Source organism: Butyricicoccus pullicaecorum DSM 23266 (genome assembly GCF_900167005.1).
Taxonomy (GTDB): Bacteria; Bacillota; Clostridia; order Oscillospirales; family Butyricicoccaceae; genus Butyricicoccus; species Butyricicoccus pullicaecorum.
This window is the reverse complement of the sequence record NZ_FUXW01000028.1, coordinates 1-10,247: the sequence shown is the minus strand read 5'-3', so window position 1 is coordinate 10,247 and position 10,247 is coordinate 1. Positions and strand designations below refer to the sequence as shown.

General features: G+C 49.2%; 10 protein-coding genes and 1 other RNA gene. 5 read left to right on the top strand and 6 right to left on the bottom strand.

Going from position 1 to position 10,247, the window contains the following annotated elements:
• Window positions 1-351: 351 nt before the first annotated feature.
• The 4 genes from B5D52_RS15715 to B5D52_RS15700 all read left to right on the top strand — a co-directional run bounded on the left by B5D52_RS15715 (window position 352) and on the right by B5D52_RS15700 (window position 3,385).
• Window positions 352-1,140, top strand: coding sequence for a heparan-alpha-glucosaminide N-acetyltransferase (locus B5D52_RS15715; protein ID WP_016149216.1), 789 nt, complete (start codon window positions 352-354; stop codon window positions 1,138-1,140).
• Between the two features lie 127 nt (window positions 1,141-1,267).
• The gene (gene smpB / locus B5D52_RS15710) at window positions 1,268-1,735 is read left to right on the top strand and encodes an SsrA-binding protein SmpB (RefSeq protein ID WP_016149215.1); all 468 of its coding nucleotides are present in this window, start codon (window positions 1,268-1,270) and stop codon (window positions 1,733-1,735) included.
• Between the two features lie 24 nt (window positions 1,736-1,759).
• Window positions 1,760-2,115, top strand: a transfer-messenger RNA (tmRNA) gene (ssrA, locus tag B5D52_RS15705).
• Between the two features lie 166 nt (window positions 2,116-2,281).
• Window positions 2,282-3,385 (top strand): site-specific integrase, encoded by a 1,104-nt coding sequence (locus tag B5D52_RS15700; protein WP_016149214.1) that lies wholly within the window; start codon window positions 2,282-2,284, stop codon window positions 3,383-3,385.
• Window positions 3,386-3,459: 74 nt separating this feature from the next.
• Here the strand turns inward: B5D52_RS15700 and B5D52_RS15695 are convergent, their stop codons facing one another.
• Genes B5D52_RS15695 through B5D52_RS15680 form a run of 3 tightly spaced genes read right to left on the bottom strand, consistent with a single transcriptional unit; the run spans window position 3,460 to window position 5,642 of the window.
• The gene (locus B5D52_RS15695) at window positions 3,460-3,666 is read right to left on the bottom strand and encodes a helix-turn-helix domain-containing protein (RefSeq protein ID WP_196801237.1); all 207 of its coding nucleotides are present in this window, start codon (window positions 3,664-3,666) and stop codon (window positions 3,460-3,462) included.
• Between the two features lie 43 nt (window positions 3,667-3,709).
• Window positions 3,710-5,332, bottom strand: a complete 1,623-nt coding sequence (locus B5D52_RS15690) for a P-loop NTPase family protein (protein WP_016149212.1) — start codon at window positions 5,330-5,332, stop codon at window positions 3,710-3,712.
• Window positions 5,316-5,642, bottom strand: a complete 327-nt coding sequence (locus tag B5D52_RS15680; protein ID WP_016149211.1) for a hypothetical protein — start codon at window positions 5,640-5,642, stop codon at window positions 5,316-5,318. Before B5D52_RS15680 ends, B5D52_RS15690 begins: the two co-directional genes overlap by 17 nt.
• Window positions 5,643-5,767: 125 nt before the next feature.
• Here B5D52_RS15680 and B5D52_RS15675 point away from each other — a divergent pair, with 125 nt between their 5' ends.
• Window positions 5,768-7,675 carry a hypothetical protein gene (locus tag B5D52_RS15675; protein ID WP_143149496.1) on the top strand — a complete coding sequence of 636 codons (1,908 nt, stop codon included), beginning with the start codon at window positions 5,768-5,770 and terminating at the stop codon, window positions 7,673-7,675.
• 138 nt (window positions 7,676-7,813) lie between these two features.
• On the opposite strand, the gene B5D52_RS15670 is transcribed toward B5D52_RS15675, so the two are convergent.
• The 3 genes from B5D52_RS15670 to B5D52_RS15660 are packed head-to-tail and all read right to left on the bottom strand — an operon-like array spanning window position 7,814 to window position 10,167.
• The gene (locus B5D52_RS15670; RefSeq protein ID WP_016149209.1) at window positions 7,814-8,758 is read right to left on the bottom strand and encodes a glutamine--fructose-6-phosphate aminotransferase; all 945 of its coding nucleotides are present in this window, start codon (window positions 8,756-8,758) and stop codon (window positions 7,814-7,816) included.
• Window positions 8,758-9,870 carry an amidoligase family protein gene (locus B5D52_RS15665; protein ID WP_016149208.1) on the bottom strand — a complete coding sequence of 371 codons (1,113 nt, stop codon included), beginning with the start codon at window positions 9,868-9,870 and terminating at the stop codon, window positions 8,758-8,760. Before B5D52_RS15665 ends, B5D52_RS15670 begins: the two co-directional genes overlap by 1 nt.
• A 15-nt stretch (window positions 9,871-9,885) precedes the next feature.
• Complete coding sequence (locus B5D52_RS15660) at window positions 9,886-10,167, bottom strand: DUF960 family protein (RefSeq protein WP_016149207.1); 282 nt, start codon at window positions 10,165-10,167, stop codon at window positions 9,886-9,888.
• Window positions 10,168-10,247 lie beyond the last annotated feature (80 nt).

Below are 10,247 nucleotides of genomic sequence, written 5' to 3'. Positions count from 1 at the left end.
GAAGTTTTTCGCGCTCCGAATCGCTAAATCTGAACTTTTCCAAACTTTTCGTCCGGTTTCGCTGATCAATCGGTCAGCCTATTTATAATACCACAGCTTAAAGCCCGTGTCAACAACTTTTTTCTACTTTCTTGACCCATTATTCAAAAAGTTTCAAATCGTCGTGACGCTTCTTTCGTTGTGGATGCCGTCTCTCGGAGACAGCTTATATAGAATACCACTGTCTGATTGAGTTGTCAACAAAAATTTTCCACTTTTATCGACAATTTTTCTTCGACATGCTGTGGTTTACGCGCACGCACGCGCGCGTTATAATATAGGTATTCCTTTAACCTCGCGAGGTGATTCATTTTGTCCCTATCACAATCGAATGCACACGCACAAATTCTCTTTCCTTATACACACGGCGTTCCAAAGCTCTCAACCCGCTATCTCTTCTTGGATGAGATGCGCGGTTTGGCAATTTTAAATATGATCTTCTTCCACCTTTTCTGGAATATCGATTCGCTTCTGGATATCCCGCTTCCTTGGTATCACACGTTTGGCGCGCGTGCCTGGCAACTCTATATCTGCGGCTCGTTTTTGCTGCTCGCCGGACTCTGTATCCATTATACCCGCCATTTGTCCCGCCATATTCTGACATTGGCCGCCAGTGCGCTGCTGATTACGGTCGTGACCTGGTTTGCAGGATCGCAGACGCTGATCGTCTTCGGTATCCTGCACTGTATGACGCTCTGCTTCCTCTGCTATGTCGTATTGCGTCCATTGCTTCAGAAAATCCCGGCCGTTCCCGGTCTGATCGTTACCCTACTCTTATTTATCTTTACCTATCACGTGCCTCAGCACTATCTGGGCTTGGGTGCCTTTCAGATTCCCCTGCCGTCCGAGTGGTATCTCTCCTATTGGCTGTCCCTCATCGGTCTGCTATCCCCCGATTTCCACTCAGCCGACTATTTTCCGATCTTCCCTTACTTATTCCTGTTCCTCGCAGGCTACTTTCTCGGAAAATTCCACCTCCCCGACTGGATGCGCAAATCCCACTGCCGCCCGCTCGCATGGATGGGTCAGCACAGCTTGGCAATTTATCTGCTTCATCAGCCCATCCTATATGGTGCGATGATGCCATTTTTCCCCGAATAAGCCGAGCGCCGCAGGCAATCTGCAGCGCTTTTTCTCCTCTTTCCTCGAAAATTGTAACACAAATGACTCTTTACACCGTTCCCCTCTTGTGTTACCATAGTATCACACCACGCGAAAGGAGTCTGTCATGGCAATTCAAAAGGGTATCAAACAAGTGACCTCCAACAAAAAGGCATGGCACGACTACTTTGTAGACGAAAAGTATGAGGCCGGCATCGAACTGGTCGGCACTGAGGTCAAATCCATCCGTCTCGGTCAGATCAACCTCAAGGATGCCTACTGCTCGTTCAAGGATGGCGAATTATTCGTCGTCGGCATGCATATCAGCCCCTACGAAAAGGGAAACATCTTTAATAAAGATCCCATGCGCAAGCGTCGTCTGCTCATGCACAAGAAGGAAATCCTCTCCCTCTTCGGCAAAACCAAGCAGGACGGCTACACGCTCATTCCCTTGAGTGTCTACTTCCGCAATTCCCGCGTCAAGGTCGAAATTGGTCTGTGTCGCGGTAAAAAACTGCACGATAAGCGCGACAGCATTGCAAAACGTGATGCAAACCGCGAAATCGATCGCGTGATGAAAAGCAGAAACCGGTAAATCACCGCTCTGCCAAGCCGATACGGGGACGTAAAGGCTTCGACGGGGGTGCTGAAGCCGGGATAGCGGGCGGCAGTGAGGACGCTGCCTTAAAAGCCTCAACTTGTTTATAAATTAAACAACAACAATACTACTCTTCTGGCTGCCTAATTACGGCTGGCCCGTCATCCCCGAGAGTACCGCGGCTCGGGTGCATGGCGTCGATTAGCGGTGAACGTGTACGGGTTAAGAGTTGCGCCCGTCATGTAAAATGACTCTACGAAAGCAGTGAGCCTGTTTGCCGGCGCACTGTGGCAGGAATGTTAGTTGACAAACTGCGCCCGGAGAAATCCTTGTGGATGTGCTTTCGGACAGGGGTTCAATTCCCCTCGTCTCCACCATTTACACGAAAAATCCCGCCTGGTTTCAGGTGGGATTTTTTGTTATCTCGTGGTTTTACGCGCAGAAAAGTTGCAGATTTATTTTTGGTAGATGTGGCTGGTAGATATCAAATCTGCACTATGATACAATAAAAGTACCGAAAACACACAGGATGGTGAGGTACAAATGGCTCGAAAACGTGTGGAGCGAAACATCTCCTATGACGATGTCCGCAAGAAATTTTATGTCAATCTGGACTTCGGCTTTGGTACGAACGGTAAGCAGATCAAGAAAACACAGACCTTTTCCACGATCACCGAAGCACGCAAAGCACTGCGTGCACACGAGGTGAAAAAGGACCGCGGCGAAGTCGTACAGCCCCGGCAAACCACAGTCGCTGACTGGCTGCGCTACTGGCTGGAAAATATCGTGCGTCCCTATCGCGCCGAGACTACGGTCTACGGATACCGCAACATGATCGAAAATTATCTGGTACCACGTCTGGGCAAAATCCAGCTTCAAGCCCTCACACCACAAAAAATTCAGCGCTACTACACCGATTTGCTGACCAAAACCACGCTGTCGTCCAATACTGTACGCAAGCACCACGATTTGCTGCGCACTGCTTTGGATGTCGCTGTCCGTCAGCAGATGATTGCAACCAATCCGGCCGATCGCGTCGAAGCACCCAAAACCAAGACCCCGGAGCGGCACTTCTACTCACCCCAGGATCTGACACGTCTGCTGCAGTGCGCCGAAGGGCATCGCTTGGAGCTGGTCATCAAGCTCGCAGCCTATCTCGGCCTGCGCCGCGAGGAATACTGCGGTCTGCACTGGTCGGATGTAGACTTTGCACATCACGTGCTGCACATTCGCGGTGCTCGCACCACTGCCGGCAGCAAAATCATCGAAAAGGAAACCAAAACGGTATCTTCCACCCGCTCGCTGCATATGCCGGCGCCATTGGAAGATGCCTTGCGCAGAGAATACGAACGACAGCAAGATGATCGCGCTTTTCTCGGCGAGGAGTATCACAATACCGATCTGGTGCTGGTCTGGAGTGATGGACACCCGTACAAACCCAACTACCTATCGGAATTGTTCACCAAATTCGTGCAGGAGCACAACCTGCCACCGCTAACGCTGCATGGGTTACGCCATACATTCGCCACACTGGCCAACCAGTCAGGTGCAACCCTATACGACATCAGCAAAGCCCTTGGACACAGCACGGTTGAACCACTTCGTCGATTTACACCCATATTCTGGACGGCACGCACGAAAATGTAGTGTCGCGCGTTGCGTCTGTGCTCGATCAGAGTGTGTAAAAAATAAAGCCCATCCTTTCGGATGAGCCTATGCCTTTATCCGGCGAAGCTCTCGCCTTCGATGTAACGGATGAGATCAGAACGTGTCACACGGAACTGACCGCGTGCACCAATCCGACGACTGGGCAGTTCTCCCGATCGCAGCAGTTCATAGACCATACCAACCCCTAGCTTGAGGACACGCGCAACGTCCTGCACGGTCAGTACGAGCGGGAGTTGATCATAGCTGGTAATCTCTGGCAAAGGCACCTTTTTCCCTGTCATTTTTTCATCATAATCCTTCATTTTAATTGCAAAACTCATGATTTTTCCTCGCTTTCAGCTTATTTTCATAAATTCGCAGCATGCGCTGTCCTTGGACTTTGCATGTTGACTTTCCGGTTTGATCCATACACAGCAAATCCTGTTGCCGTAACGCCGCTGTCACTTGACGCTCATTGCAAATTTTCCCGGCCGATACCGCCTGTAAATACATCATCAACGTCTGCAACGGAACGCATACACATCCCCTGCGTCGTGTAACTGACAACTGCCTTTTTGCAATTCCAGTCGCAATGACTTCGGCAAGATTCCTTAAGTCAGCGCTCCACAGCTCTTCAATCAACGCAACCGTCTCGCGGAAAATATCGATCAAAATCTCATCAAGTAGCTCGCGCATTGCATCCCGACATGACGAATCGATTGCACGTATTTCCAGCGCAAAGCGCAGGAAGCTGTCGAATCCCCACGCCAACTGCCAAAGCGATTTTTGCAACCGTTCTTCTCTTCTCTGAGCGGATTCACGACAAAACATGTCAAATTCTTCCCGCAGACGTGCACGTTCATCCGTCATATGCTCCGCAAACCAGCTCAAGTACCCCGCCAAGGCTGCAGATGCATGCATTCGATCACTAGCACTTCTGCCGATCATGCGACTCATAATCGGTATACGGATACATCTCGTCAACTCTGAAGCAGAGCGCAACGGAAATTCGCCCGTAATGACCAACCCTGCCCGACATCTGACCTGCTCGGTTTTCCATCCGCGCCGTCGCCCACGATCGGTATCGTTGACCGCCATGCGGACACTGTGCGCCGCAAGTGCCAAGCGCTTCCGCTTGTCAGCCGCATCGCTCTCGTTGCAAATATCGTCGAGCAAGACAATCCAATCTCTGGCACTTGCCAAGGCATCCAAGATTGCACTGTCGCTGCTGCTGGCATCGAAAATATCCGCTTTTCGTCCACTTTGGTCGTAGAGCGTGCAAAAATCCGTTGCCACAGTCGTTTTACCGACTCCTTGCGGTCCATCCAGATACAGCACTCCCACGGGCGGTATCCCTTCCTGTTCAAGGACGGAACGAAGCGCAGTGACCACAGTAAACGCGAAGGTTGGTATGTGCACCGCGCTGTGCTGCAGGAAAAGCCGGAGCAGGAACTCAACCGACTCTGCGGTATCGAGAGGCTCCGGCCCGCAAGCAAGATGCCTCTGCTTGAGTTCCGGGTCAAGACCAACATCGTTCGATCCGCACTGCCCCAGCAAGGTGCCTCCTGCGACGAAGCACCATGTCCCGGCTATTTCGTGCCATCCTCCTCTTGTAATGTAGAGGCTGGAATACTGCTGGGCTCGGTTCTCGCACAGGCACTCGCGTAGATATTGCACCACCAGACGCTGTGTTGGTTTCCCCTGATCATCGGCACAAATCGCACCCACAACCGAGCTTTCGAAGTCAAAAGATGCCAATTTTTCAAACCGAACAACCCGTTCATGCACGCTAGCCCTGAGCTGAATTTCAAGTTCCAGCAGCGTGCTTCCATCTTCTGTCCGATAAACGCGACGAATTCTCGGTATAAAATTGCAAATTTTTCGTTTTTTGTGAAATAATCCGACGTTTTCCTGTATAGAAAATACCGAATCATGAATTGCTTCCATGTTTTTCACCGTCCTCGACCACATAACACCAGCCCGGAATGAGTGCCTTACCCTCAGGCAGACTGCCGTGTGGCATGTAGGACATGCCCATGTCCATTTTTTGCATCAGCATCGTCATCTGCTGAAGTAAAAATGCAATTTCTTGCTGTGTTTTTCCCATTTTTTCACATTTTTTTAATCGTTTTTTGCACTTCTTCAATCTTTTTTCCAATTTTTTCAACTTCTTCCAAGAGCTCTTCTCGGACTTCTTCGCGCCCTCAGGTGCCATGGTATCGCCCTGCTCGGGTTTGATTTCAAAATTAGTTAGCATGGTCATGTCCTCCTTCGTCTCGAGGTCATCGCCTCGTCTGCCATTATCATAACAAAATCTTTTATTCCCGTATATTCGCTCAATCCATAATAATATAGTAGTATTTTCAACAAAAGTGGAATTCATTGATTTTAGGTGATTTTATGCGCATGCAAAATTCAAGTCCTCATTTTTGGAAATTGGAGCAGCTTAATCCGTCCAGCACTTGGCAGCAGCTTATGCTTCAAGCCATTCGCGAAGCTCCCGACAGCTTTCTCGTACTCAACACCCCACGCGGTGTTCATGATACACCGCGTACCATCAATGCCAAGCTATCCAAAAACGCAGACCAGATATCTAAGTGCTGGCACGATTGGCATGATACCACGGAATACAAAAAACTCTCTCACTTTCTGGACAAAACTTGCTTTTGCATTTCGTCCGAACTTCCAGACTATGTACCAACTGTCAACCGCTTTTTCAGGCTCATCAGCGATCGTTGCTTCTTATTCAGCAACCTAAGCGGTTTTTTCAAAGACCCAACCCTGCCTGCTTTACATAGTTTGGCAAAGAATCCAACTCACTACTTCTATTCGCACGAATATCTAATCCAAAAATTTAACAGCGCGATTTCTCAAGCACCCACGGAACTTAAACCCAAACTCCAACACACGCGAGACGAACTTTTTACCCTGTCATTCCCATCGTACGAAGTAGACGCGAAAGAATACTTCTCGCACTGGCTGCAACAGCAAAATATTCCCGATCACATAATAGAGAAAATCCAATCCCGTTTTCTGATTGATTATATCAAACATCAGCAAAGCCTAGCCGTTCTCTCGCACGGTGAGATATTTACCGAAAATCTCGACAAAACGTTCGATGAGTTGAAAAAAAATCTCATCAGCTTATACCAATCCTGCGTGTTACGCAGAAAACATCTGCGCCGTTATCGCGAAAACTCTCTTTCTGATCAAGCTATCACCATGAAACTCAATATGCGTAATCATATTCCCCAAACTGCATATGATGATGTGATTCACGAACTTTCCCGGTTATTTTGTGCGTACATATACGCCCTCCGAGACCAAGCCTACTGCAAGGATCTCCCCGAATCCGTCAATCCCTACCATCTGGAAATCTTGAACCAAGTATATACTCGTGTTTCTAAGCTTCCATCTGCCATTCAACCGCTCGTCTTTTGGCACCTTTTTACAGCGGCTACATCCAAACTGGCACATGGCAAGCTCCAATCTTTTCGCTTCATGCCCAAGAAGTACGCTCCAAGCGATCAGAAAAAGTCTCCTGACGATTTCCAGTACAATCGTACCAAAAAAATCCTGCTGGACATTCAACTCTTCGACTATTTACTCGATGTGTTGCCTCCAGATGACCGCGAGTATGCCAAATTCAATTTTTACGTCTTCACCCACTTTGACCGTTTTCCGCATTTCAAAACGTCTTCGCCCAAAGCTCCCACAAAAAGCCCCTATACTTTCAACCTATCTCCAGCCTATGATGACTGTGTTGATCAATTAGGTGGTCTGATCCGCTACCACATTGACCATTGTATCCCTCATTTTGTCTCTTGGCTCAATCATGAACTTCCAGCAAACACTTCATTGACCAATCGCATGGATTCACTCAGCACTCTGCTACTTTATGATGCATCTTTGTTGCCAATTAAGCGTCGCTTGACAAACCGAGTAAACAATCTACTGCAATCGTCCGCTAAAGATAACAACACTCTGAACTATGTCGACCAATATATTCAGCAAAAAAACCGCTCAACCGGCTTTTATTCGGATGACAAAGTGATAGAATTCGTTACAAATTTGCAAAAAGATCACAATTTATATTTCGAAGGACAAACCCAAATTTCACAAAATTTAGTCGTATCTTCCACAGATTCCGCAGAGTGTGCACGTCTTGTCATACAATACTACTTACAAGAACAAGAAGTCTTACTTGCTCGTAAAGCTTTATACCGGCTTGCTGCAAAGCTGATTCCTGAAAATTTGTTTGAACACGGTTCACCATTTTCAGATTCTTAAAACAATTTGCAGCCTCCGGAGAATATATCCCCGGATGCTGCCCCCACACTATTCATCCTCGTCTTCCAGCAGATCAATGATCTCACCAATCACGACCAGAATCGTACCCAGTCCCATAAGTTCACCTCCATTCCAGATTTAGTAGGCGTACAGCAACTCGGCTGCCGCTTCGTGCAGCAGTGCCGGATTGTAGAGCAGTTCCTCGATCTCGCACGGATCATAACCTAAGTCAAGCAGTGCCAGAACCTCGTCTTCAGACACTCCCATCGACTTGGCCGTCTGGATCAAAAGGTCAGTCTGCCCATCTATCGCCTCTGGCTCGTCTACTTCGTCGAACCACGAAAGCATCCGGAACCGAGGATTGCGCCAGAAGTGCTGGAAACTGCGATTTGGATTAAAGTGCGCAAAGCTGTACTGACCGATTCGATCAATCCTCAAAATATCACCCTCCTCGGTATGGATTGCTTCTTGGTGGTGCAGGCGCAGCTTTCGCATCGCCCGCCGCAGAATTTCTTCGGTCGAGGCATATAAGTAAAAGCCGCCGAAATCAAAGATCGCGAGCGGGTTATCGCCACGAACAAAATACAGGTTGTCGTCCCGGTCGAGCACCGTAAATACAAAAGAACCCTGGATTTTCTCCGCCATCGCGCTGATGGTCGTGAAGTCCAGGGTTTTCTGTTGTTCGAGCAGTTGTACCGCTACATAACTGTCGGTCTGAATGTGTGTGTCCGGCAGATTCTCGGTCTGCTGAAGCTCTTTGTCGTTCCACAATACGCCATTGTGCGCCAAGGCAAAAGAGCTGGTTGACCATGGGTGATTGTTGAAGTTGTCTGCCGGTTTGCCTTGTGTGGCAAGTCGGGTGTGTCCCATAACGATATGAACCCCATTGGGTACGTGAAACTTGAGCTTATGCGCGGCGAGCGGGCGTTTGTAAACTTTGATGCTGCCGCCAAAGTTGTAGGCGATGCCGGTCGCGTCCGTTCCACGTACTTCGCATTCTTTGGCGAGTACCTGCAAGATGTGATTCTTTTGCCGCGTTGTTAGTGTGTTTTGATAGTCGATCAATCCGAATAAGCTGCACATTACTCGTCCTCCTCGTACATAACAGGGTCATTTTTGTAGAGATTCCGTTCTTTTAAGTACTGAATGAGCTCCGGTTCGTGAATCCGGTCAAGGAAACCGTGCCAAGACAGCTCCTGCAATTCCTCGTCGGACAATAAAAGAGCCACATCACAGATGGCATTGACCAACTGTAACGTGGCAATTAAAGTGTTGTATTTCAGGGTGCCTCGGAAAATCCGGATTTCAACGGTGTCCTCATTTGTCAGATTGACGGCGGTATAGCGTCCTGCGCGGGAGTCTTTTGCTGACTCCATCACGGCTTTCGGCGATAACTTCATGCCGTACCGTGCCGCCCAGCGGTTGATCTGGCGCTCGGTGCGTCGGGAGAATCGCAGCAGCTCAGTCCAGAATTTCTCGACGAAGTATAGCAGCCGCGCAATCGACAGTTCCTGCTCCTGCTCGGTCTCACCGAAAGCAGCACGGGAGATATGGACGTGTAGCCCGCAGGTCGTGGTGCGGTGGCTGAGATAACCAAGCACGACCGCCTTGCGCAGAACATTTTTCCACGGCATCTGTTCTAGATGATACTGTAAGGTCATCGGATGCGTGACCAGTTCCATACCGCAGTCGAGCGAACCGTCGCTTTTGATGTACAGATTCTGCGCGTCCTCGTTGGCGATGTTCAGGATTTCACCGGCATTCTTGCGGCTCTTGCCGTTGCCGTCGATCTCCAGTTCCACACCGAAGAAGCGTTCATTGTCGCGCTCGCCATGGAAAACCAGCCGCGGTGTGTAGCTGTAATCATGGATCGTCGCCTGCTGCAAACGGGCTTGCAGACAGTCATAGCACAGCGGTTCGTCCTCGGCGTCATCTTCGTAATAGGCATCACTATGCGAAATGACACGCCCGCAGCGTTCGCAGTGGGTATAATGCCGTTCGTAGCAGCGCTCGCACAGGGTGATGTTTTCGTCTCCGTGATCGTCCGAGAGGAACAGTCGCTCTCCGCAGCAATCACACACTGTTGTGTACATATCTACGCAGTCCGGGCACAAAATCGTATCGGCTACCATCGTGCAGGCCTCCGCCGGGACTCGTTCGCCACAGCGCTCACAAATGTAGGTTGTCTCTTCCATTTTCAAAGCCTCCTTTTAATATTCGTCTGCTAATAGCATGGTGATGTGGTCGGGATCTTCGATGATGTACACCTTGGCATCAACAGGCTGCTCGTCCGGAATCGCGACAACGTGCTTGTACTCCGGCTGTTCCTGCTCATGCTCAATGCGCTGGCGGTCGCCATCACAGGATAATCGGAAGATTTGTAAGTAATCCCGCTCGGGCACTTCCATGCTGTCGCGCATATACCACAGAAGTGTTTGCAGCCAAGGTGGAATTGTGGTCTGGATACCACGGGTGATGTAACAGGGTTTCATGGGGATTCGCTCCTTATACATAAAGATAGAAGCCGAAGGATTTCTCCTTCGGCTTCACGACTATAATATGTATTTCGTTT